This window comes from Kineococcus sp. R86509 (genome assembly GCF_042466365.1).
Lineage (GTDB): Bacteria > Actinomycetota > Actinomycetes > Actinomycetales > Kineococcaceae > Kineococcus.
Map to the genome: position 1 here is coordinate 387,850 of NZ_JAXHCE010000001.1, position 22,777 is coordinate 410,626.

A 22,777-nucleotide genomic window follows, 5' to 3' on the forward strand; every position below is an offset into this window, starting at 1 on the left:
GACCGGGGAGGCAACGATCCCCCCGCGTCAGCGGACGACGACGTCGCGCGGCGCGAGGTCGTGGACGGAGCCGATGCCCATCTGACGCAGGGTGGTGACGAACTCCGCCTGGTAGGTCGCGAGCACCGCGGCGACCCCGTCGGCCCCATCGGCGGCCAGACCCCACATGACCGGGCGGCCGATGTGGACGGCCTTGGCACCCAGGGCGATCGCCGCCGCGGCCTGGGCTCCGCCGCGGATGCCGGAGTCGACGTGCACCTCGGCCTCGGACCCCACCTCGGCGAGGATCTCGGGCAGCGCGTACGCGGAGGTGACGGAGTTGCCGAGGCGGCGACCGCCGTGGGTGGAGACGATGATCCCGTCGGCCCCGGCGTCGACGCAGCGGCGGGCGTCGCGGGCGGTCAGCACGCCCTTGCAGAGCACCGGGAGGCCCGAGGTCTCGGCGAGCCAGCCGATGGTGTCGGGGGTCAGGTCGAGGGCCATGTCGGTGTCGGCGCCGAAGCGGTCGAGCTCGTCGGCGGTGAGGTTCGCGGTGCGGTTCTTGCGCGGGCCGGCGGGCCAGTTGCGCGGGTCGATCGCGGGGATCTCCCGGCCGATCGGGGTGGTGTCGACGGTGAGGATGAGGGCCCCGGCCCCGGCCTCGGCGGCGCGCTGGACGAGCAGGCGCGTCGCCTCGCGGTTGCGCGCGACGTAGACCTGGTACCACCAGGGCGCGCCCTGGGCGGCGATGTCGGAGAACGTCGCGCCGGTGTTGGTGGAGACCCCGAGCAGGGTCCCGGCCTTGGCCGCCCCCTGGGCGGTCAGCACCTCGCCCTCGGGGCGGGCACCGACCTGCTGGGCCATGGGGGCCACCAGGATCGGGGCCGCGACCGGCGTCCCGAGGACCTGGGTGGCGGTGCTCTGGATCGACGCGTCGCGCAGGACGCTGGGCCGCAGCCGCAGCGCGTTCCAGTCGGCGATCCCCTCGCGTCCGCAGGAACCGTCGCCGGCGTAGGAGTGGTAGTACTCCGACACGTAGTCCGGCAGCACGGCGTCGGCGCGGTGGGCGAGGTCTTCGATCCAGGTCACGGAACTCATCCTCACCCACCGGCGCTCACGGGTGTGACCGCTCCCGGCGATCCGGGAGCGAAGTCACCGGTTCGGCGTCACTAGTTCAGCGGTCGGGTGCCCTCGGGGATGCCGCCACCGGCGTAGATCCCGCGGGCCGCGTCCTGCAGGGCGGTCAGCGCGACCCGCTGGGTCAGCGGACCGTAGGTGATGCGTGCGACGCCCAGCTCCGCGAGGCGGGCCTGGTCCGGCAGGCTCGGGAAGCCGATGACCGACAGCTTCTGCGGGCCGAAGGCACCCACGAGCCGGGTCACGGTGTCCTCGTCGAGCATGCCGGGCACGAAGACGGTGGTGGCCCCGGCGGCGAGGTAGGCCCGGCCGCGTTCGATGGCGTCGGCCAGGACGACGTCGGCGGGTCGGTCGCCGCCCTTGGCGAACGCGTCGGTGCGGGCGTTGAGGACGAACGGGACACCCTCGGCCTCACCGGCGGCGATGATCGCCTCGACGTTGGCGACGGAGTCGGCCAGCGGTCGCAGCTGGTCCTCGACGTTGGCGCCGACGACGCCCACGCCGATGGCCTTGCGGACGGTCTCCCCCGCGTTGCCGTAGCCGCCGTCGAGGTCGGCGGAGACGGGCAGGTCACCGGCGGCGACGACGATGCGCTCGACGAGCGAGAGCGCGAGGTCGAGCGGGATCTGCTCGCCGTCGCCGTAGCCGAAGGTGGCGGCGATGGAGTGGCCGGCGGTGGCCAGCGCCTTCGTCTGCGGTTCACCCGCGACGACGGTGGCGGAGACCGCGTCCCAGACGTTGACCAGGACGAGGAGTTCGGGGTCGGCGTGCAGCTGCCGCAGTCGTGCGGCTTTCTCGGCGGAGTTCACCCCCGAAACCTCCCACGCCCCCGCCGCCCGGGCGCACCGGCCCCGCCCCCCGTCGGGTGGGATCAGCCCACGCGGCGCAGCAGCGCGACGTGCATGGCGTCCGTCCCGTGCGTGTGCGGCCACAACTGCACGGCCTGACCCGCTGCAGCGGAAGGCATCCCGGGGACGACCCGCTCGAGGACGGCGGGGGTGTCCACCCGTTCGACGAGGACCCCGCGCTTCTTCGCGGCCTTCACCGCGTCGTCGACGACGAGGCGGGTCTCGCTCAGCACCGGCGAGCACGTCGCGTAGGCGACGACCCCGCCGGGACGGACCGCGTCCAGCGCCGAGGCCAGTAGTTCCCGCTGCAGCGGACCGAGCTCGCCGAGGTCCGCGGGCGTGCGACGCCACCGCGCCTCCGGGCGGCGGCGCAGGGCCCCGAGGCCCGTGCAGGGCGCGTCGACGAGCACCCGGTCGTAGCTCGCGGGTTCCTCGGCCCCGACGGTGCGCCCGTCACCGACCCGGACCTCGACCGCGCCGGGGATCGCGGTGAGGGCCTGGCGCACCAGGTCGGCCCGGTGCGGGGCGAGCTCGACCGTGGTCAGCGAGGCTCCCCGCCCGGCGGCCGTCGCGGCCAGCAGGGCCGCCTTGCCGCCCGGCCCGGCGCACAGGTCGAGCCAGCGCTCGTCGCGACCCTCGACGTCCGCGGCGGCGAGCACCAGGGCGACGATCTGCGACCCCTCGTCCTGCACCCGGGCCCGTCCACCACGCACCGAGGGCAACTTGCCCGGGTCGCCGTGCACGAGCTGGACCGCCGTCGGCGCCCAGCGGCCGGGGACGACCTCGAGGAAGGACGCCTTCCCCACGAGGTCCTCGGGTTCGGACAACCCCGGCAGGGCGGCCACGGCGACCTGGGCGGGGGTGTTGTCGGCGGTGAGCAGGTCCTCCAGCTCGCCCGCCTCGTGCCCGTGCGCCTTCAACGCCTCGCGCAGGCTGCGCACGATCCACTGCGGGTGGGAGTAGCGCAGCGCGAGGTCGTCGTCCTCGTGGCCGGTGCTCGCGACCTCCGCGATCCAGGCGTCGAGGTCACGGCCGGCGGCGCTGCGCAGCACCGCGTTGATCAGGCCGGACGGCCCCCCACCGACGACGTTGCGCGCGAGGGCGACGGAGGTCGCGACGGCGGCGTGGTCGGGGACCCGCATGGCCAGCAGCTGGTGCAGGCCCATCCGCAGGATGTCCAGGACCCCGGCGTCGAGCTCGGCGAAGGGGCGGTCGACGAGCGTGGCGAGCAGCGCGTCGTAGGTGCCCTGACCGCGCAGGACGCCGTAGGCGAGTTCCGTCGCGAACGCGGCGTCGCGGCCGTTCAACTTCCTGGCGCGCAACAGCTTCGGCAGCACGAGGTTGGCGTAGGCGTCGTCCCCGGACACCGCGCGCAGCACCTCGTAGGCGACCTTGCGCGACTCGTCGACGCGGGTGAAGCGGTCCTGCTTGACCCCGGTGCGCGGGGTCCGCTGCTGACCTGTTCCCAGTTTCGGTCCGGTCACGAGAACTCCTCTTCCGGCTCCGGCCGGATCCCACGCGCCCAGTCGGTCGCGTTCATCGCCTTCTTGCCCGCGGGCTGGACGGTGCCCAGCGCCACGCAGCCCTGGGCAGAACCCACCAGGACCCGTTTCCTCTCCACCACGATGCGCCCCGCGGGTACGTCCTCCGGGCCCGGGACGAGCGGGCCGACCTTGACGCGTTCGCCGCGGAACGTCGTCCACGCGCCCGGTTCGGGGGTGCAGCCGCGGACCCGGCGGTCGATCTCGACGGCGCTCGCCGTCCAGTCGATCCGGGCCTCCTCGACGCTGATCTTCGGCGCCAGCGACACCCCTTCAGCGGGCTGCGGGACGGCGTGGGCGGTGCCGTCCTCGATCTCGTCGAGCACGCCGACCAGCAACGCGGCCCCGCGCACCGCGAACCGGGACAGCAGGTCCCCCGACGTGTCGGTCGGGCCGACGGGATCCGCGAACGAGGCGTAGACCGGACCGGTGTCCAGCCCCTCCTCGAGCTGGAAGACGCAGGCGCCGCTGACGTCGTCACCGTTCATCACCGCACGCTGCACGGGCGCCGCTCCGCGCCAGGCGGGCAGCAGCGAGAAGTGCAGGTTCAGCCAGCCGAAGCGCGGGACGTCCAGCGCCGCGCGCGGCACCAGGGCCCCGTAGGCGACGACCGGGCAGGCGTCCGGCGCCAGCTCGCGCAGCTGGGCCAGGAACTCCTCACCGCGCGGCTTCACCGGTTGCAGGAGCGGGAGTCCGGCCTCGCGGGCCCGCAGCGCCACGGGCGAGGCGGCGTGGCGACGGCCGCGACCAGCGGCCGCGTCGGGACGAGTGAGGACGGCGACGACCTCGTGCCGGCTGGCGAGCAGCGCGTCGAGGGCGGGGACGGCGACGTCGGGGGTTCCGGCGACGACGAGGCGCACTACCTCGCCTGACCGAAGGTGTCGTGCGGGGAGACCTTGATCTGGGGGGTCTCCAGGCCCAGCCACTCGGCCTCGCGCACGGCCTTCAACGCCAGCTTGCGCTGCGGTTTGTCGAGGCGGTCGATGAAGAGGATGCCGTCGAGGTGGTCGGTCTCGTGCTGGATGGCCCGCGCCTTGAACTCCGAGCCGGAGATCGTGACCGGTTCACCGTGCATGTCGAAGCCCTTGGCCACCACGTGCAGGGAACGCCGGGTGTCGGCGACGATCCCGGGGAACGAGAGGCAGCCCTCGTCACCCTCCTGGCACTCCTCGGAGAGGTCGAGGACGGGGTTGATGAGGTGCCCGATCTCGTCGTCGGCGTTGTAGGTGAACACGCGCAGCGACACCCCGAGCTGCGGGGCGGCGAGCCCCGCCCCGGGGGCGGCGAGCATCGTCTCCTCGAGGTCCTTGACGAGCTGCCGCAGCTCCTTGTCGAAGGTGGTGACCTCCTTCGCGCGCTGGCGGAGGACGGGGTCCCCGAAGAGTCGGATGGGCTGGATCGCCACGAGGCTCCCTGGAAGTGGAACGGCTGGGTGCGGCGTCGAGTCTACGGGCCGGTGGTGACCGTCGACGACGACGCGCAGCCACGCTCCGTCGTGACCGGTGGCTCTGCGTGCTGCCACTGCCGCCCAGGGAGGGACCCTCCTGCGGCGGGCGGGTGAGCCGGGGCGGCTTTCCCGGCCGCGACCGCGGAGGGTGGGGTCGTGCGAACCGGAAACAGTTGCTGTCTGCTCACGATCGGCGCGATCCTCGCCTTCGCCGTGCACGTCGACCTCGACGTCGTCGACGTGGCGACGGTGGGGTGGATCCTCATGCTCGTGGCCGTGGTCGGCGCCTTCGTCGACCTCGCCGTGGTGCGCCCGCGCGCCCGGGCGGCACGGGTGGAGGCCGAGCTGCGCCTGGCCTCCACCCGCCCCGTCGCCCGGACCCCGCAGACCTCGTGGTCCTCTTGGGACACCCGCGCGTTCACCCCGGTCCAGCGCCCCCACCAGGAGTCCTGAGCCCGGGCGCGGGGATCAGACCTCGCGCTGCTTGGGCGAGGACTCGTGGGTCTTGGCCGGATCGCGCTCGACGACGTCGCCGAGGACGGCGTCGATGCGGCTCAGCACCTCGGGCGGGATCGTCTTCCCGGCCGCCCCGGCGTTGTCGTGCACCTGCTCCGGGCGCGAGGCCCCGATGATCGCGGTCGCCACGTTCTCGTTCTGCAGGACCCACGCGACGGCGAGCTGCGCCATTGAGAGGTCGAGTTCCGCCGCGATGGGCTTGAGCTCCTGCACCCGGGACAGGACGTCGTCGCGCATGAACCGCTTGATCATGTCCGCGCCGCCCTTGGTGTCGGTGGCGCGCGAGCCCTCGGGCAGCTTGCCGCCCGGGACGTACTTGCCGGTCAGGACGCCCTGCGCGATGGGCGACCAGACCACCTGGGACACACCGAGTTCCTTCGAGGTCGGGACGACCTCCTCCTCGATGACCCGCCACAGCATCGAGTACTGCGGCTGGTTGGAGATGAGCTGGAAGCCGAGCTTCCCGGCCAGTTCGACGCCGGCGCGCAGCTGCTCGGCGGTCCACTCGCTGACCCCGACGTAGAGGACCTTCCCCTGCCGCACGAGGTCGGCGAAGGCCTGCATCGTCTCCTCCAGCGGCGTCGCGTAGTCGTAGCGGTGCGCCTGGTAGAGGTCGATGTGGTCGGTCCCGAGGCGGCGCAGCGACCCTTCGCAGGCCTCCATCACGTGCTTGCGGGAGAGCCCGGTGTCGTTGTGCTGCTTGGGGCCGATGGGGCCGAAGACCTTGGTGAGGATCTCCAGGGATTCCCGTCGCTGCCCCTTCAGCGCCTGCCCGAGGACGGTCTCGGCGACGGTGTTGGCGTAGACGTCGGCGGTGTCGAAGGTGGTGATCCCCGCGTCGAGGGCGGCGTGCACGCACGCGATCGCCGCCTCGTTCTCGACCTGGGACCCGTGGGTGAGCCAGTTGCCGTAGGTGATCTCGCTGATCTTCAGGCCGGAGCGGCCGAGGTGTCGGAAGTCCACGGGCGTGATCCTTCACCCGCTGGGGCGATGGCGCGCGGTCAGCCGATCTGGAGGGGGTCCACGCGGACCCGCACCAGGGGCAGCTTGCGGACGCTGCGACCAGCGGTGACGTTCTTCACCGCGGCCGACAGCGCGGCCGACTCCGTCCGCGGCACGCGCACGACGCTGCGGACCATCGGCGCGTGACCGGGCCGGTCCGGCACGGGCAGGGGTCCGAGCACCCGCACCCCGGGCAGCTCGGGCAGCGCCTGCACGAAGTCCTCGACGTCGGCGGCGACCCCGATGAGACCGGCGAAGCGCGCCGCCGGGGGCAGGTCGAGCTCGCGGCGCTGGGCCAGTTCCCGTTCGGCGAAGCCCGCCGGGTCCCAGCGCACGAGGGCCTGCACCGCCGCGGCCTGGGGGTCGGCGACGACCACGACCGCCCCACCCTCGGCGGCGGGACGGACCAGGGACGCGGCGCTCGTCCAGCGCCGGAACGCCTCCTCCTGCGCGCGCAGGTCCGGACGGGCCAGCAGGGCCCACCCGTCCAGCAGCAGCGCCGCGGCGTACCCGGTCGCCACGACCGGTTCGGCGCCCGGCGTCGAGATCACCAGCGACGGCTTGTCCGGCACGGTGTCCAGGACCTGCGAGCCGCCCGAGGTGCGGACGTCGACGCCCGGGAAGGCCCGGCCGAGCTCCTCGGCGGTGCGACGGGCCCCGGTGACCACGGCCCGGAACCGGCCGTCACCGCAGTTCGGGCACACCCAGTCCGTCGCCGGCCGGCCGCACCAGCGGCACGAGGCGCGCTCCCCCGCGTCGGTGACGGCGAGCGGGCCGTGGCAGGACGTGCACCGGGCCGGGTCGCGACACGTCTGGCAGGCCAGCGTGGGGACGTAGCCGGTGCGCGGGACCTGGACGAGCACCGGCCCGCGCCGGACGGCGTCGCGCAGCACCCGCCACCCGTCGGAGGGCAGTCGCGCCGCCGCCGCCAGCGGGTCCTGGGCGTCGAAGCCGCTGGTCCCGGCGACGGAGATGCGCGGCGAGGTGGAGCGGACGGTGTCGCGGGAGGCGAGGACGGGACGCGCCCAGCCGGACTCCAGCAGCAACTGCGTCTCGGCGGTGCGGGTCCGGCCCGCGAACAGCGCGGCGGCGCCGGTCTGCTCCGCGCGCAGCACCGTGACCTCGCGGACGTGGGGGTAGGGGGCGCGCTGGTCGGCGTGGGAGTCGTCGCCGTCGTCGAGGACCGCGATGAGCCCCAGGTTGGGCAGCGGGGCGAACACCGCGGCCCGGGTGCCCGCGACGATCCGCGTGCGGCCGGTGAGGGCCTGCAGGAAGGCCCGGTAGCGCGGCGAGGGTCCCGCGTCGGCCTCGAGGCGGACGTGCCCCTCCGGGACGATGCGCTCCAGCGCCTGCGACAACCGGTCGAGGTCGCGGTGGTCGGGCACGACGAGCAGCGCCGTCCGCCCCGACGCCAGCGTCGCGCGCGCGGCGACCGCGAGCGCCGCGAACGGGTCCGTCCCCGGCGCGAAGGTGGCGACGGCCCGCGGCGATCCGCCGCCGCGGACGTGGGCGAGGAAGGCGGGTCCGGCGCTGTGGCGTTCCCACCCGTGCAGGTCCTCCCCCAGCAGGACGGGTCCGTGCACGACGGAGTCGGCGCTCAGCACCGACTCCTCGGCGGCGGCGTGCCGGCCGGGGACGGCGAGGCGGACCACGTCGGACAGCGTTCCCGCGTACTCCGCGGCGACGCGTCGGCACAGTTCCAGCGTGGAGGGCGTGAGGACCGGCACGCCCGAGACCACGCGCCGCAGCCGGGCGAGGCGGCCCGGGTGCTCGCTCTCGGCGAGCCGTTCCAGCACGTAGCCCTCGGCGTCGGTGCCGGCGAACGGGACGCGGACCAGGCGTCCCGGTTCGGCGGTGTTCTCCATCGACGCGGGGACGAGGTAGTCGAAGGGCCGGTCCAGGTGCGGCAGTTGCGAACTCACCAGGATCCGCGCGACCGGGTCGGTCTCCGCGACCCCCTCGAGGGCCTTCTTCCTCGCGGTCGGCTTCTTCTTCCTCGGAGCGACCGCGGGGACGCCCAGCCCGTCGAGCGCGGGCTGAGCGTCGTCGTCAGCGGACACGATCAGCGGGCAAGGTGAGGGTCAGGCACCCGTCGCGGCGCGCAGCTGCTCGACCCGGTCGGTGCGCTCCCAGGTGAACCCGGGCAGTTCCCGGCCGAAGTGGCCGTAGGCGGCCGTCTGGGCGTAGATCGGCTGCAGGAGCTGCAGGTCGCGCACGATGGCGGCGGGACGCAGGTCGAACACGTCGCGGATGGCGGACTCGATGCGGGCGCGGGCGACCTTCTCGGTGCCGAACGTCTCCACGTAGAGCCCGACGGGCTGCGCCTTGCCGATGGCGTAGGCGACCTGGACCTCGCAGCGGGTCGCGAGACCAGCCGCGACGACGTTCTTCGCGACCCAGCGCATGGCGTACGCGGCGGAGCGGTCGACCTTCGAGGGGTCCTTGCCGGAGAACGCACCGCCGCCGTGGCGGGACATGCCCCCGTAGGTGTCGACGATGATCTTGCGGCCGGTGAGACCGGCGTCGCCCATCGGGCCGCCGATCTCGAAGCGGCCCGTCGGGTTCACCAGCAGGCGGATGTCGGAGGTGTCGAGGTCGAGACCCTCCAGCACGGGTTCGATGACGAAGCGGCGCACGTCCGGGGTCAGCGTCTTGATCAGGTCCACGTCCGGCTCGTGCTGGGTGGAGAGCACGACGGTGTCGAGGCGGACGGCCTTGTCGCCGTCGTAGCCGACCGTCACCTGGGTCTTGCCGTCGGGACGCAGGTAGGGGATCTCCCCCTTCTTGCGCACCTGCGAGAGCCGCTGGGAGAGCTGGTGGGCCAGGTGGATCGGCAGTGGCATGAGCTCGGGGGTCTCGTCGCAGGCGTAGCCGAACATCAGGCCCTGGTCACCGGCGCCCTGCAGGTCGAGGGGGTCTCCCCCGCCGCCGTCCTGGCGGTTCTCCCACGCCGAGTCGACGCCCTGGGCGATGTCCGGGGACTGCGAACCGATCGAGACCTCGACGCCGCAGGTGCGGCCGTCGAAACCCTTCGCCGAGGAGTCGTAACCGATGTCCAGCAACGTCCGGCGCACGATCGTGGGGATGTCGGCGTAGGCCTCGGTGGTGACCTCACCGGCCACGTGCACGAGGCCGGTCGTGACCATCGTCTCGACCGCGACCCGGCTCCTGGGGTCCTGGGCCAGCAGCGCGTCGAGGATCCCGTCGGAGATCTGGTCGCAGATCTTGTCCGGGTGGCCCTCGGTGACCGACTCGGACGTGAACAGGCGAAGCGGGGTCGTCACGGGGCTCCAGTCTCCAAACGGGTCCTTCACGTCGTCAGTGTGACGGCGGACGTCAGCATAGGCACCACGGCGTCCCACACCGCGTCGGCCACGACGTCCTTGCTCGCCTCGGCCACCTCGCGCTCGGAACCGTCGGCACCGAGGATCGTGACGGCGTTCGTGGGGGTCGCGAAGCCCTTCGCCTCCCCCACCTCGTTCAGCACCAGCAGGTCGCAGCCCTTGCGGGCCAGCTTCGCCCGGCCGTGCTCGAGGACGGTGCCGGACTCGTCGCCCGTCTCGGCGGCGAACCCGACGATCACGGGTGCGGCGCCGGCGCGCTCGCGGACCAGCCCGGCGAGGACGTCGTCGGTGCGTTCGAGCACCACGACCGGGTCGCGGGCCGGGTCCTCGGACTTCTTGATCTTGTTGCCGGCACGGGTCGCGGGGCGGAAGTCGGCGACGGCCGCGGCCATCACGACGACGTCGGCGGAGGCGGCGAGCGCCCGGACGGTCTCCCCCAGCTCGGCGGCCGTCGCGACGTGGACGACCTCGACGCCGGAGGGGTCGGGGACCTCGACGTGCGCGGCGACGAGGGTCACGACCGCGCCCCGCGCGGCGGCGGCCGCGGCGAGCGCGACCCCCTGGCGACCCGAGGAGCGGTTGCCGAGGAAGCGCACCGGGTCCAGCGGTTCGCGGGTCCCGCCCGCGGAGACGACGACCCGTCGCCCCGCGAGGTCGTAGGACCGCGCACCGGAGGCCAGCAGACGGCGGCAGGCGGCGGCGATGTCGGCGGGTTCGGGCATGCGCCCGGGCCCGGTGTCGGCACCGGTGAGCCGCCCGGAGGCCGGCTCCAGCACGGTGGTCCCGCGCGAGCGCAGCAGCGCGACGTTGGCCTGGACGGCCGGGTTGAGCCACATCTCGGTGTGCATCGCCGGGGCCAGCAGCACCGGGCAGGTCGCCGTCAGCAGCACGTTGGTCAGCAGGTCGTCGGCGAGGCCGTGCGCCGCCCGACCCAGCAGGTCGGCGGTCGCCGGGGCGACGACCACCAGGTCCGCGTGCCGGCCCAGCCGGACGTGCGGGACCTCGTCGGCGTGGCTCCAGACGTCGGTGGCGACCGGCTTCCCCGACAACGCCTCCCACGTCGCGCGCCCGACGAAGTGCTCGGAAGCCGCGGTGGGCACGACGGTCACGTCGTGCCCGGACTCGGTCAGCTCACGCAGCAGCAGCGCCGCCTTGTACGCGGCGATGCCCCCCGCGACCCCGAGGACGACGCGCGGGCCGTTCCCGGGGCCACGGGTGGTGCTCACTGCTGCTCGATCGGCTCCGACGTCAGCAGACCCTCGTTGATCTCACGCATGGCGACGGACAGCGCCTTCTCCTGCACGTGGGTCTCGACGAGCGGACCGACGTACTCCAGCAGGCCCTCGCCCAGCTGGGAGTAGTACGCGTTGATCTGACGCGCGCGCTTGGCGGCGTAGATGACCAGGGCGTACTTGGAGTCGGCGGCCGTCAGCAGGTCGTCGATGGGCGGGTTGGTGATGCCCTCGGGCGCTGCGACGGTTCCAGCCACGATGGTTCTCCTCGGTTCGAAAGCGTCCGGTCCATCACGCGGGGTGGACCGGTAGACCCATGCATCCTACGAGCTCGTCGGTCGCCCGGCGCACGTCGTCGTTGTAGATGGTCACGTCGAACTCCGGTTCGGCCGCCAGTTCGACCTTCGCGGTGGCCAGGCGGCGCTCGCGCTCCTCCTCCGACTCCGTCCCGCGACCGACCAGGCGGCGCACGAGTTCGTCCCAGCTGGGCGGGGCGAGGAAGACGAACTGGGCGTTCAGGCCGGTGACGGGGATCGCCTCCCGGACCTGGCGGGCACCCGCGAGGTCGATCTCCAGCAGCGCCGGGCGACCGGAGGCCAGCACGTCGGCGACGGGACGACGCGGCGTGCCGTAGCGGTGGCGGCCGTGGACGCGGGCCCACTCCAGCAGCTCGCCGTCGCGCACGTAGCCGTCGAAGACGTCCTCGGAGACGAAGTGGTAGTGCACCCCGTCGACCTCGCCGGGACGCTGGGCCCTGGTCGTCGCCGACACCGAGATCCAGACCTCGGGGTAGCGCGCGCGGAGGTCGGCGGAGACGGTGCCCTTCCCGACGGCCGTGGGGCCGGCCAGGACGGTCAGGCGCGGGGCCGCAGCGTTCAGGAGGTGCTCCCGGCGGCGTGGTCCGGGGAGCGGTGGTTCCCGAACCGGTCGACCAGGGCGGCGATCTGGTGCGCCCCGAGGCCCCGCACGCGGCGCGACTCCGAGATCCCGATCTCCTCCATGATCTGCTTCGCGCGGACCTTGCCCACGTTCGGCAACGACTCCAGCAGCGCGGAGACCTTCATCTTGCCCAGGACCTCGTTCTCCTGGCCGTCCTTGATGACCTCTTCGAGGTCACCGCCGGTGTACTTCAGGCGGTGCTTCACCGCGGCGCGTTCCCGGCGGGCGGCAGCCGCCTTCTCCAGCGCAGCGGCGCGCTGTTCGGCGGTCAGGGGAGGCAGAGCCACGTAGTCACCTCGGGTCGTCCACTCGAGTTTCTGCGGTGTCGCCCGGTCGAGCGGACGAACACCAGGAGGAGTTCGGCTGAACCTATCCACCCTGGTCACAGCCCTGCAACGGGAGGGGGTCCCCGCGGGCTCCGGGGACGGGTCGCCGGGTCCCCGTCAGCGCGCCAGGTCGACGCCGATCACCAGCGGGTCGTGGTCGCTGGAGCGGTAGGGGTTCGCCGCGTACAGCGCCGGGTCCCCGTCGTACTCGTAGGCGAAGGACTCCACCGAGTTGACGTTCCAGTGCGCGACGCCGGTGATCTTCCGCGTCAGCTCCCGGGTGGCCAGCGCGTGGTCGAGGGAACCGGAGAGGGCGTCGAAGACGTAGCTGTAGCGACCGGCGTCGAACCTCGAGCCCAGGTCGGTGAACCCGTCGCGACGCAGTTCCTCGATCGGGTCCTCCCGCGTGTAGGAGTTGAAGTCGCCGAGCAGGACGATGTCGGGGTCACCCGTGCTGCGGCGCAACCGGTCCGCGAACCCGGCCAGCGACGCGGCCTGGCGCACCCGGGCGCCGTTCCAGGCTCCCTGCCCGTCGCCGGAGTCGGCGTCGTCGCCGACGGCGTCGTCACCGGAACCCTTGGACTTGAAGTGGTTCGCCACCACGGTGAACCGGTCGGTCCTCCCCCGTCCGACCTGCACGAAGGTCTGCGCCTGCGGTTCGCGGGCGTTGGACCAGACGCTCTCGTCGACGAGACCGACGGGGGCGCCCAGTGCCCGGACGGTGTCGTCGCGGTAGACGATGGCGCTGCGGATCGCGTCGCGCTGCACCCCGTACAGCTCGGCCGGCATCGGGACGTAGGACCAGTGCCCGCCGCCCGCCGCGTTCAACCGGCGCGTGAGGTCGGCGAGAGCGGTGTCGGCGTTGCCGGGGGTGAGTCCGGTGGAGTCGGTGTCCTCGATCTCCATGAGGGTCACGACGTCGGCCCCGAGGGCCCTGATCGCGGGCACGACCTTGGCGGCCTGGGCGTCGAGCCCCGCCTGGTCCGCGGCCCCCCGCGCGTCCGGGCCCGTGAAGGTCAGGAAGTAGTTCAGGACGTTGAAGGCCCCGATCTGCACGTCACCGCCGACGCGGTCGGGGCGGCGTTCCCGGGTGTCCTGGGCCGCGAACACCCCGTCGGCGGTGCCGTCGGCGGGCTGCAACCGCCAGGCGTCGAACCCGTGGCCGAGGACGAGCGGTTCGCGGAACCGCACGACGTCGCCCACCCGGACGGGGGTGGTGGCCGAGAGGTAGGGCCGCGCCGTCGTGCTGGTGCGGGCGCTCGAGGCGTCGTCGAGGACGATGCTGGAGTTCGCGTTGTCCGTCGCGATGCGCTGCGCGCGGGGCGAGCCCGGGCGGGCCAGTTCGGTGGGCTGGACGAGCCGGCCGCCTGCGGACAGGGTCAGCTCCCCGAACCGGGTGAGGTCGTAGACCTCGCTGACCGTCAGCGCGTCGGCCGGGGCGACGAGCATGCCCTCGAGGCGCTCCCGGGCGGCGGGGTCGGCGGGGAGGTCCAGCTTCGCGGCCTTCGGCAGGTTCCTCGCCGACCCCTCGGCGCAGACGGTGACGCCGCCGCGGGCCGAGACCTGGGTCTGCCCGGAGTACTCGCTCACCGCGCCGGTCGCGGTCACCGTGTCGCCCAGGTCGACGGCGGCGTCCGGCGCGTACACGAAGACGCCGTCGGAGGTCGCGCGGTCCCGATCGCCGCCGTCCTGGAGGTAGAAGCCGGACAACCCCGGGACGTCGCCGACGACGGTCCCGCTCACCGTCACGGTCCGACCGGCGAGGGGGCTGACGTCACCGCTCCCCTGGACGGCACCGACGGCCTGCGTGGGCGCGGCGCAGCCGGTCGCCGTGGCGGGCAGGGCGGTGAGCAGTGGGCTCGCGAGGACGAGGGCGAGCGCGCCCCCGGTCAGCAGTCGGGCGCGGCGCATGAGTGGGTCCCCCCGGTCGGTTCCGTGATCGGGAGCAACCTAGCCACTCTCAGCAACGACACAACCACCTCACGGTGAACACCTTCCCCCGCCCCGTGATCTCGCGGGGATTCCCCGCGGGATCACGGGTCAGAGGGGGGTGCCGCTCGCGGTGTCGACGGTCATCCGCTCCAGCCAGGCGCGAGCCTCCAACGCGGCGAGGAGTTGCCGTTCGCCGCCCGCGACCCGCATCTCGGCCGGGGCGAGCTCGGCGACGGCGGCGACGGCCTCGCGCAGGATCGTCACCGGGTCCAGCGAGAGCCCGCGCAGGAAGGCACCGACCTGACGCCGCGCCTCGAGCTCGTCGTGACCGACCTCGACGGCCGTCACCGTGAGGGCCGCGAGCCCGCGGGCGATCTCCTTCGAGGGCATCAGCAGGTCTCGCCGGGGTGTCGCAGGAGCACCCGTCCATCGTAGTGAGCGGTGGTGCCGCGGCTAGCGGGCCAGCGCCACTCCGACCGCGTCCGCGCTGCGACGGGCCGCGTCGCGCAGGGCCGTCACGTCGGGTCCGGTCTGCAGGACCTCCCGCGAACTGGACGCGAGCACCAACCGGCGCCCGTGGCCGAACACCCGCTGCAGGTCCTGCGCGGTCGCACCCTGCGCGCCGACCCCGGGGGCCAGCAGCGGACCGTTCACGGCGTCGAGGTCGATGCCCAGGTCCTCCACGGCGGAACCCACGGTCGCGCCGACGACGAGACCGACGTCACCGAAGGGCGACGCACCGGAGTTCTCCCGCGCCGCGGACTCCGCGACGGCCCGGGCGACGGAGCGACCGTCGTGACCGAGCGCGTGCTGGACGCCGGCCCCCTCCGCGTTCGAGGTGAGCGCCAGCACGAAGACGCCCCGGCCGTTCGCCGCGGCCAGGTCCAGGACCGGGCGCAACGACCCGAACCCCAGGTAGGGCGAGACCGTGACGGCGTCCCCGGCCAGCGGCGAGTCGCCCACGAACGCGTCGGCGTAGGCGGCCATGGTCGAGCCGATGTCCCCGCGCTTGGCGTCGACGATCGTCAGCAGACCCGCCGCGCGGGCGTCGGCGACGACACGTTCCAGCGCCGCCACCCCCCGGGAGCCGTGCCGTTCGAAGAACGCCGCCTGCGGTTTGACGCAGGCGACGTTCCCGGCGAGCGCCTCGACGACCGTGCGGCCGAACCGTTCGACGCCCGCGGCGTCGTCGCTCAGGCCCCACGCCGCAAGCAGCGGGGCGTGCGGGTCGATGCCCGCGCACAGCGGACCGTGCGCGGCCATCGCCGCGGCGAGGCGCTCCCCGAAGCGCGCCGTCGGGGTCACGCCCGGAACCCGTCCCAGGCGGCGACGAGCCGCGCGGTGTGCTCCTGCAGCGACGCGACGTTCCGCCCGCCGCCGTTGCGGTAGGCCTCGATGGCCTGCACCGCGGCGGAGAGCTCCTGGATCGTCGTGATGATCGGGGCCCCGACCGCGGTGGCGGCGGCGCGGATCTCGTAGCCGTCGGCGCGGGCCTGGTTGCCGGAGGGCGTGTTGACGACCATCGAGATCTCGCCGTTCCCGATGCGCCCGACGATCGTGGGTTCCCCGTCCTCCCCGACGCCCTCGGTGAGCTTGCGCACCACGGTGGAGGCGATCCCGTTGCGACGCAGCACCTGCGCGGTGCCCTCGGTGGCGACCAGGGTGAACCCGAGGTCGGCGAGGCGCTTGATCGGGAAGATCATCGCGCGCTTGTCCCGGTCGGCGACCGAGATGAACGCGGTCCCCTCCGTCGGCAACCCGCCGTAGGCGGCGGTCTGCGACTTCCCGAACGCCGTCGGGAAGTCGACGTCGATGCCCATGACCTCACCGGTCGAGCGCATCTCCGGCCCGAGCAGGGAGTCGACGACGACGCCCTCGGCGGTGCGGAACCGCGCGAACGGCAGCACCGCTTCCTTCACCGACACCGGCGAGTCCGCCGGCAGCAGCCCACCGTCGCCTCGGGAGGGCAGCAGACCCTCGGCCCGCAGGTCCCGGATCGACGTGCCCGCCATCAACCGCGCGGCGGCCTTGGCCAGCGCGACCCCGGTGGCCTTGGAGACGAACGGCACGGTGCGCGAGGCCCGCGGGTTCGCCTCGAGGACGTAGAGGATGTCGGCGGCGAGGGCGAACTGCACGTTGAGCAGACCCCGCACCCCCACCCCGCGGGCGATGGCCTCGGTCGCGGCGCGGACCCGGGCGAGTTCGGAGTTGCCGAGCGTCGCGGGCGGGATGACGCAGGCCGAGTCGCCGGAGTGGATCCCGGCCTCCTCGATGTGCTCCATGATCCCGCCGAGGTACATCTCCTCGCCGTCGAACAACGCGTCCACGTCGATCTCGATGGCGTCGTCGAGGAACCGGTCGACGAGCACGGGCCGTTCCGGCGACACCTCGGTCGCAGTCCGCATGTACTCCTCGAGGGAGGCCTCGTCGTAGACGATCTGCATCCCGCGGCCACCGAGGACGTAGCTCGGGCGGACGAGGACGGGGTAGCCGATCTCGGCGGCGATCGCCTTGGCGCCCGGGAAGCTCGACGCCGTCCCGTGCTTCGGGGCGACCAGACCGGCGCGTTCCAGCACCTGGCCGAAGGCGCCGCGCTCCTCGGCGAGGTCGATGGCCTGCGGGGAGGTCCCGATGATCGGGACACCCGCCTCCTCCAGCTTGGCGGCGAGGCCCAGCGGGGTCTGCCCGCCGAGCTGCACGATGACGCCCTTGACCGGGCCGCAGCGCATCTCGGCGTGCACGACCTCGAGGACGTCCTCGAGGGTCAACGGTTCGAAGTACAACCGGTCGGAGGTGTCGTAGTCCGTCGACACCGTCTCGGGGTTGCAGTTGACCATGACGGTCTCGTACCCGGCGTCGCGCAGCGCGAAGCTCGCGTGCACGCAGGAGTAGTCGAACTCCACGCCCTGCCCGATGCGGTTGGGGCCCGAGCCGAGGATGAGGATCGCCTCCTTCTCGCGGGGGCGGGTCTCGTCCTCCTCGTCGTAGCTGGAGTAGTGGTACGGCGTGCTCGCCGCGAACTCGGCGGCGCAGGTGTCGACGGTCTTGAAGACGGGCCGGATCCCCAGCGCGTGCCGGACGCCGCGGACGACGTCCTCGGGCAGGTGACGCAGTTCGCCGATCTGCAGGTCGGAGAACCCGTGCCGCTTGGCGTGACGCAGCAGGTCCGGGGTGAGTTCGTCGCTCTCGCGGACCTCGACGGCGATCTCGTCGAGCAGGAACAGCTGGTCCAGGAACCACGGGTCGATCCGGGTGGACTCGAACAGCTCCGCCGGGGTCGCACCCGCGCGGATGGCCTGCATGACCAGCCCGATGCGTTCGTCGGTGGGCTGCGCGGCGCGGCGCAGCAGGTCCTGGCGGTCCCCGGGGTCACCCGCCCAGGAGAACTGCGCACCGCGCTTCTCGGTGCTGCGCAACGCCTTCTGCAGCGCCTCGGTGAAGTTGCGGCCCAGCGCCATGGCCTCGCCGACGCTCTTCATCGTCGTGGTCAGGGTGGGGTCGGCGGCCGGGAACTTCTCGAACGCGAACCGGGGGACCTTGACCACGACGTAGTCGAGGGAGGGCTCGAAGCTCGCCGGGGTCGAGCGGGTGATGTCGTTCGGGATCTCGTCGAGGGTGTAGCCGACGGCGAGGCGGGCGGCGATCTTGGCGATGGGGAACCCCGTCGCCTTCGACGCCAACGCGGAGGAACGCGACACCCGCGGGTTCATCTCGATGACGATGATGCGACCGTCGGCGGGGTTCACCGCGAACTGGATGTTGCAGCCGCCGGTGTCGACGCCGACCTCGCGGATGACGGCGATCGCGATGTCGCGCATCCGCTGGTACTCGCGGTCGGTGAGGGTCATCGCGGGCGCGACGGTGATGGAGTCACCGGTGTGGACGCCCATCGGGTCGAAGTTCTCGATCGAGCAGACGACCACGACGTTGTCGGCGCGGTCGCGCATGAGCTCGAGCTCGTACTCCTTCCAGCCCATGATCGACTCCTCGAGGAGCACCTCGGTCACGGGCGAGTGGTGCAGCCCCTGACCGGCGATGCGCCGGAGGTCGTTCTCGTCGTAGGCGAAACCCGAACCCAGACCGCCCATGGTGAAGCTGGGGCGCACGACGACGGGGTAGCCGAGGTCGGCCGCTCCGGCGAGGACCTCGTCCATCGAGTGGCAGAGGTGGCTGCGCGCGGACTCCGCACCGCAACGTTCGACGACGCCCTTGAACAGCTGGCGGTCCTCGCCGAGCTTGATGGCGTCGACGTCGGCGCCGATGAGCTCGGTGCCGTACTTCTCGAGGACGCCGTTCTCGTAGAGCGCGATCGCGGTGTTCAGCGCGGTCTGGCCCCCGAGGGTCGCCAGCACCGCGTCGGGACGTTCCTTGGCGATGATCGCCTCGACCACGGAGGGGGTGATCGGCTCGACGTAGGTCGCGTCGGCCATCTCCGGGTCGGTCATGATCGTCGCCGGGTTGGAGTTCACCAGGATGACGCGCAGCCCCTCGGCGCGCAGCACGCGACAGGCCTGGGTCCCGGAGTAGTCGAACTCGGCGGCCTGGCCGATGACGATGGGCCCGGACCCGATGACGAGGACCGACTTCAGATCGGTGCGACGGGGCATCAGGCGTCCTTCTCGTGGTCGTCGTGCACCGGGTTCGCCATGAGGTCGACGAACCGGTCGAACAGGTAGGAGGCGTCGTGCGGACCGGCCGCCGCCTCCGGGTGGTACTGCACGGAGAACGCCGGCGCGTCCAGGCAGCGCAGCCCCTCGACGACGCCGTCGTTGAGCCCGACGTGGCTCACCTCGGCCCGCCCGTAGGGGGTGTCGCGAACCTCCCCGGCGGTTCCGTCCACGGCGAAACCGTGGTTGTGCGCGGTGACCTCGACCTTGCGGGTCGTGAGGTCCATCACCGGCTGGTTGATCCCGCGGTGGCCGTACTTGAGCTTGTAGGTCCCGAACCCGAGCGCACGACCGAGGAGCTGGTTGCCGTAGCAGATCCCGAAGAACGGGATCCGGCGCTCCAGCACCCCCTGCAGGACCTCGATCTCGTGGGTCGCGGCGGCCGGGTCGCCCGGGCCGTTGGAGAAGAACACCCCGTCGGGGGCGCTCCCGTCCGGCCCGGAGGTCAGCACCTGCTCCAGGGTCACGGTCGAGGGCACGACGGTCACGTCGATCCCGCGTTCCGCGAGGCGGTGCGGGGTCATCGACTTGATGCCGAGGTCGAGCGCGGTGACGGAGAACCGCCGCTCCCCCACGGCCGGCACGACGTAGTCCGCGTCGGTGCTGACCAGCGAGGCGAGGTCGGTGCCCTCCATGTCGGGGGCGTCGTGCACGGCCTGCAGCAGTTCCGCGGGCGACTTCGCGGCGGCGTCGCCGGAGAACACCCCGACCTTCATCGCGCCGCGTTCGCGCAGGTGCCGGGTCAGCGCGCGGGTGTCGACCCCGGAGATCCCGACGACCCCCTGAACGTCGAGCTCCTCGCCGAGACCGCGCTGCGAGCGCCAGTTCGAGGGGGTGCGCGCGGGGTCGCGGACGACGTAGCCGGCGACCCAGATCCGGCCCGACTCCTGGTCCTCGTCGTTGTAGCCGGTGTTCCCGACGTGCGGGGCGGTCATGACGACGACCTGGCGGTGGTAGCTGGGATCGGTCAGCGTCTCCTGGTAGCCGGTCATGCCGGTGGAGAACACCGCCTCACCGACGGTCTGACCCACGCGGCCGTAGGCCTGTCCGTGGAACGTGCGGCCGTCCTCGAGGACGAGCACGGCGGGAACGCGGTCGCTCACTGGGCACCTCCGGGGTTCTTCGTGTTCTTGTGCTTGCGCACGAGTTCTTCCACCTGCTCCGCGAACGCCGCACCCTCGGCGGGGTGTCGCGGTTTCACTCCCGTGTCGACGACCCTGTCCCCCAGCTTCCAGCGGAGGACGATGAGCCCCTTCTCCTTGCCGATCCACTTGCCGACCATGCCCGGCCCGTGGCCCACGCCGAGGACGTCTCCGATCGGGACGACGAACGAGCGCGCGCCCTGGCGCAGGAACCCGATGCCCTCCTCGACGAAGCCCAGCTGCACCGCGCTGCGGCTGCCGAGCCCGTGGGCGGCGATCCGGTCCAGGGCGTTCTCCGCGTCGGTCGTGGAGACGTAGATCCCCTCGACGGAGCGGCTCATGGCCTTCCAGTCCCTGGCCCCGACCGGGCGCGGCAGGTCGCGCCGCTGGCGCAACGCACGACCGCGGTAGCCCATGAACATCATCCGCCACAGCACGAGCAGCGCCGCGACGAGGACGATCACCGCGATGATCTTCACGCGTCCACCAGCTGGGAACCGAGGACGGTCGCGCGCCCGCGCAGGAACGTGGCGACGACCTGACCGGGCAGCTCCATGTCCCGGAACGGCGAGTTCCGACCGGCGGTGGCCATCGCGGCCGGGTCGACGGTCCAGCGGGCGGCCGGGTCGAGCAGCACGAGGTTCGCGGCGCTGCCGACGGCGATCGGCTGACCGTGGGTGGCGAGACGGCCGATCCGCGCGGGCGCGAACGACATCCGGTCGGCGAGGGTGTCCCAGCCGATGAGGCCGGAGTCGACCATCGTGTGCTGCACGACGCTCAGCGCGGTCTCCAGCCCCGTCATCCCCATGGCCGCGGCGGACCACTCGCAGTCCTTGGCCTCGACCGGGTGCGGGGCGTGGTCGGTGGCGACGACGTCGATCGTCCCGTCGGCCAGACCCTCGCGGACGGCCTCGACGTCGGCCTGGGTGCGCAGCGGCGGGTTGACCTTGTAGACCGGGTCGTAGCCCCGGACGAGTTCGTCGGTGAGCAGCAGGTGGTGGGGGGTGACCTCAGCCGTGACCTGGACCCCGCGCGCCTTGGCCCAGCGGACGATGTCGACGGACCCCTTGGTGGAGAGGTGGCAGACGTGCAGGCGCGAGCCGACGTGGTCGGCGAGCAGCACGTCGCGGGCGATGATCGCCTCCTCGGCCACGCTCGGCCAGCCGCGCAGGCCGAGGACGGCGCTCACGGTGCCCTCGTTCATCTGCGCGCCCTCGGTGAGGCGCGGTTCCTGGGCGTGCTGGGCGATGACGCCGTCGAACGCCTTGACGTACTCCAGGGCCCGGCGCATCAGGACGGCGTCGGAGACGCAGTGCCCGTCGTCGGAGAAGACCCGGACCCCCGCACGGGAGTCGGCCATGGCGCCGAGTTCGGCGAGCTGCTGCCCGGCGAGACCGACCGTGACGGCGCCGACGGGACGGACGTCGACCCAGCCGGCCTCCTCGCCGAGGCGCTGGACCTGCTCGACGACCCCGGCGGTGTCGGCGACGGGGAAGGTGTTGGCCATCGCGAAGACGCTGGTGTAGCCGCCGAGGGCCGCGCTGCGGGTGCCGGACTCGACGGTCTCGGCGTCCTCGCGACCGGGTTCGCGCAGGTGGGTGTGCAGGTCGACGAGACCCGGCAGCGCGATGAGCCCCGTGGCGTCGAGGACCGTGGCGCCCTCGGCGCTCAGGCCCGGCCCGATCGCGGCGATGCGGCCGTCGCGCAGCAGCAGGTCGCTCGCCTCGCCGCCCAGCGGTCTCACGTTCTGGATGATCGTGGTGTTCACGCGTCCCCTCCCGGGAGTTCGCCGGCCAGCAACAGGTAGAGGACGGCCATCCGCACCGCGACGCCGTTGCCGACCTGCTCGACGATGGTGGAGCGGGCCGAGTCGGCCGCCTCGGCGGAGATCTCCAGCCCGCGGTTCATCGGGCCCGGGTGCATCACGATGGCGTGGTCGTTGAGCAGTTCGAGCCGCTTGCGGGCGAGGCCGTAGCGGCGGCTGTACTCCCGCGCGGAGGGGAAGAACGACCCCTGGGAGGCGTCCATCCGCTCGGCCTGCACGCGCAGCATCATCACCGCGTCGGGGTCGCGCTCGCGCAGGGTCGCGTCGAGGTCGTGGGAGGAGGCGCACGGCCAGTCCTCGATCCCGACGGGCAGCAGCGTCGGCGGAGCGACGAGTGTGACCTGCGCGCCGAGGGTGTGCAGCAGCAGGACGTTGGAGCGGGCGACCCGGGAGTGCAGGACGTCGCCGACGATGACGACCTTCGCGCCCTGCAGGTCGCCCGTGCCGGCGCGGAGGTGGCGACGCATCGTGTACGCGTCGAGCAGGGCCTGGGTGGGGTGCTCGTGGGTGCCGTCGCCGGCGTTGACGACCGCGCCCTTCGTCCAGCCCGCGTGCGCGAGCCGGTGCGGGGCGCCGGAGGAGCCGTGCCGGACGACGACGGCGTCGGCGCCCATGGCCTCCAGCGTCAGCGCGGTGTCCTTGAGGCTCTCGCCCTTGGAGACGCTGGAGCCCTTGGCGGAGAAGTTGATGACGTCGGCGCTGAGGCGCTTCGCGGCGGCCTCGAACGACGTGCGGGTGCGGGTGGAGTCCTCGAAGAAGAGGTTCACGACCGTCCGCCCGCGCAGCGTGGGGAGCTTCTTGATCTCCCGGCGCTGGGTGGCGGCCATCTCCTCGGCGACGTCGAGGACGCGGACGGCGGCGTCGCGGTCGAGGTCGGCGGCGGAGAGCAGGTGGCGCATG

General features: G+C 73.0%; 21 protein-coding genes. 1 reads left to right on the forward strand and 20 read right to left on the reverse strand.

Features of this window, described 5'->3' with window-relative positions:
• Positions 1–27: 27 nt before the first annotated feature.
• The 5 genes from SJY07_RS01885 to def all read right to left on the reverse strand — a co-directional run bounded on the left by SJY07_RS01885 (position 28) and on the right by def (position 4,910).
• Positions 28–1,068 (reverse strand): alpha-hydroxy acid oxidase, encoded by a 1,041-nt coding sequence (locus tag SJY07_RS01885; RefSeq protein ID WP_380156645.1) that lies wholly within the window; start codon positions 1,066–1,068, stop codon positions 28–30.
• Positions 1,069–1,148: 80 nt separating this feature from the next.
• The gene (locus SJY07_RS01890) at positions 1,149–1,925 is read right to left on the reverse strand and encodes an isocitrate lyase/phosphoenolpyruvate mutase family protein (RefSeq protein ID WP_380156647.1); all 777 of its coding nucleotides are present in this window, start codon (positions 1,923–1,925) and stop codon (positions 1,149–1,151) included.
• 62 nt (positions 1,926–1,987) lie between these two features.
• Positions 1,988–3,448, reverse strand: a complete 1,461-nt coding sequence (locus SJY07_RS01895; RefSeq protein ID WP_380156649.1) for an RsmB/NOP family class I SAM-dependent RNA methyltransferase — start codon at positions 3,446–3,448, stop codon at positions 1,988–1,990.
• A complete protein-coding gene (fmt, locus tag SJY07_RS01900) occupies positions 3,445–4,365 on the reverse strand; it encodes a methionyl-tRNA formyltransferase (protein WP_380156651.1) in 921 nt (306 codons plus the stop codon). Before fmt ends, SJY07_RS01895 begins: the two co-directional genes overlap by 4 nt.
• Entirely contained in the window at positions 4,365–4,910 is a 546-nt protein-coding gene (def, locus tag SJY07_RS01905) for a peptide deformylase (protein WP_380156653.1), read from the reverse strand. The genes fmt and def overlap by 1 nt, the downstream gene beginning before the upstream one ends.
• A gap of 198 nt (positions 4,911–5,108) precedes the next feature.
• On the opposite strand from def, the gene SJY07_RS01910 reads away from it, so the two are divergent.
• Positions 5,109–5,405, forward strand: a complete 297-nt coding sequence (locus SJY07_RS01910; protein ID WP_328295925.1) for a DUF6458 family protein — start codon at positions 5,109–5,111, stop codon at positions 5,403–5,405.
• 15 nt (positions 5,406–5,420) lie between these two features.
• On the opposite strand, the gene SJY07_RS01915 is transcribed toward SJY07_RS01910, so the two are convergent.
• The 15 genes from SJY07_RS01915 to SJY07_RS01985 all read right to left on the reverse strand — a co-directional run bounded on the left by SJY07_RS01915 (position 5,421) and on the right by SJY07_RS01985 (position 22,776).
• Positions 5,421–6,431, reverse strand: a complete 1,011-nt coding sequence (locus SJY07_RS01915) for an aldo/keto reductase family protein (protein ID WP_328295924.1) — start codon at positions 6,429–6,431, stop codon at positions 5,421–5,423.
• A gap of 38 nt (positions 6,432–6,469) precedes the next feature.
• Positions 6,470–8,530, reverse strand: coding sequence for a primosomal protein N' (locus SJY07_RS01920; RefSeq protein WP_380156656.1), 2,061 nt, complete (start codon positions 8,528–8,530; stop codon positions 6,470–6,472).
• 21 nt (positions 8,531–8,551) lie between these two features.
• Positions 8,552–9,754 carry a methionine adenosyltransferase gene (metK, locus tag SJY07_RS01925; RefSeq protein ID WP_380156658.1) on the reverse strand — a complete coding sequence of 401 codons (1,203 nt, stop codon included), beginning with the start codon at positions 9,752–9,754 and terminating at the stop codon, positions 8,552–8,554.
• A 26-nt stretch (positions 9,755–9,780) separates the two neighbouring features.
• On the reverse strand, positions 9,781–11,040 hold the full coding sequence (gene coaBC / locus SJY07_RS01930) for a bifunctional phosphopantothenoylcysteine decarboxylase/phosphopantothenate--cysteine ligase CoaBC (protein ID WP_380156660.1): 1,260 nt from the start codon (positions 11,038–11,040) through the stop codon (positions 9,781–9,783).
• Positions 11,037–11,303, reverse strand: a complete 267-nt coding sequence (rpoZ, locus tag SJY07_RS01935; RefSeq protein WP_328295920.1) for a DNA-directed RNA polymerase subunit omega — start codon at positions 11,301–11,303, stop codon at positions 11,037–11,039. The genes coaBC and rpoZ overlap by 4 nt, the downstream gene beginning before the upstream one ends.
• Before the next feature lie 34 nt (positions 11,304–11,337).
• A complete protein-coding gene (gmk, locus tag SJY07_RS01940; protein ID WP_380162099.1) occupies positions 11,338–11,925 on the reverse strand; it encodes a guanylate kinase in 588 nt (195 codons plus the stop codon).
• The gene (gene mihF / locus SJY07_RS01945) at positions 11,922–12,272 is read right to left on the reverse strand and encodes an integration host factor, actinobacterial type (protein WP_328295919.1); all 351 of its coding nucleotides are present in this window, start codon (positions 12,270–12,272) and stop codon (positions 11,922–11,924) included. The genes gmk and mihF overlap by 4 nt, the downstream gene beginning before the upstream one ends.
• A gap of 156 nt (positions 12,273–12,428) precedes the next feature.
• Positions 12,429–14,222: an ExeM/NucH family extracellular endonuclease gene (locus SJY07_RS01950; RefSeq protein ID WP_380156663.1), complete on the reverse strand. Its 1,794-nt coding sequence runs from the start codon at positions 14,220–14,222 to the stop codon at positions 12,429–12,431.
• Positions 14,223–14,351: 129 nt separating this feature from the next.
• Entirely contained in the window at positions 14,352–14,633 is a 282-nt protein-coding gene (locus tag SJY07_RS01955; protein WP_380156664.1) for a hypothetical protein, read from the reverse strand.
• Between the two features lie 63 nt (positions 14,634–14,696).
• Positions 14,697–15,548: an orotidine-5'-phosphate decarboxylase gene (pyrF, locus tag SJY07_RS01960; protein WP_380156666.1), complete on the reverse strand. Its 852-nt coding sequence runs from the start codon at positions 15,546–15,548 to the stop codon at positions 14,697–14,699.
• On the reverse strand, positions 15,545–18,850 hold the full coding sequence (gene carB / locus SJY07_RS01965) for a carbamoyl-phosphate synthase large subunit (protein WP_380156668.1): 3,306 nt from the start codon (positions 18,848–18,850) through the stop codon (positions 15,545–15,547). The genes pyrF and carB overlap by 4 nt, the downstream gene beginning before the upstream one ends.
• Positions 18,850–20,013 carry a glutamine-hydrolyzing carbamoyl-phosphate synthase small subunit gene (gene carA, locus SJY07_RS01970; protein ID WP_380156670.1) on the reverse strand — a complete coding sequence of 388 codons (1,164 nt, stop codon included), beginning with the start codon at positions 20,011–20,013 and terminating at the stop codon, positions 18,850–18,852. The genes carB and carA overlap by 1 nt, the downstream gene beginning before the upstream one ends.
• A complete protein-coding gene (locus SJY07_RS01975; protein ID WP_328295913.1) occupies positions 20,010–20,531 on the reverse strand; it encodes a hypothetical protein in 522 nt (173 codons plus the stop codon). Before SJY07_RS01975 ends, carA begins: the two co-directional genes overlap by 4 nt.
• Entirely contained in the window at positions 20,528–21,820 is a 1,293-nt protein-coding gene (locus SJY07_RS01980; RefSeq protein WP_380156672.1) for a dihydroorotase, read from the reverse strand. The genes SJY07_RS01975 and SJY07_RS01980 overlap by 4 nt, the downstream gene beginning before the upstream one ends.
• Positions 21,817–22,776 (reverse strand): aspartate carbamoyltransferase catalytic subunit, encoded by a 960-nt coding sequence (locus SJY07_RS01985; RefSeq protein WP_380162101.1) that lies wholly within the window; start codon positions 22,774–22,776, stop codon positions 21,817–21,819. Before SJY07_RS01985 ends, SJY07_RS01980 begins: the two co-directional genes overlap by 4 nt.
• Position 22,777: the final 1 nt, after the last annotated feature.

Coding starts and splice junctions, on each gene's coding strand:
- SJY07_RS01950 (WP_380156663.1), bottom strand. CDS start 14,222: ATGCGCCGCGCCCGACTGCTGACCGGGGGCGCGCTCGCCCTCGTCCTC.
- SJY07_RS01955 (WP_380156664.1), bottom strand. CDS start 14,633: ATGCCCTCGAAGGAGATCGCCCGCGGGCTCGCGGCCCTCACGGTGACG.
- carB (WP_380156668.1), bottom strand. CDS start 18,850: ATGCCCCGTCGCACCGATCTGAAGTCGGTCCTCGTCATCGGGTCCGGG.
- SJY07_RS01985 (WP_380162101.1), bottom strand. CDS start 22,776: ATGCGCCACCTGCTCTCCGCCGCCGACCTCGACCGCGACGCCGCCGTC.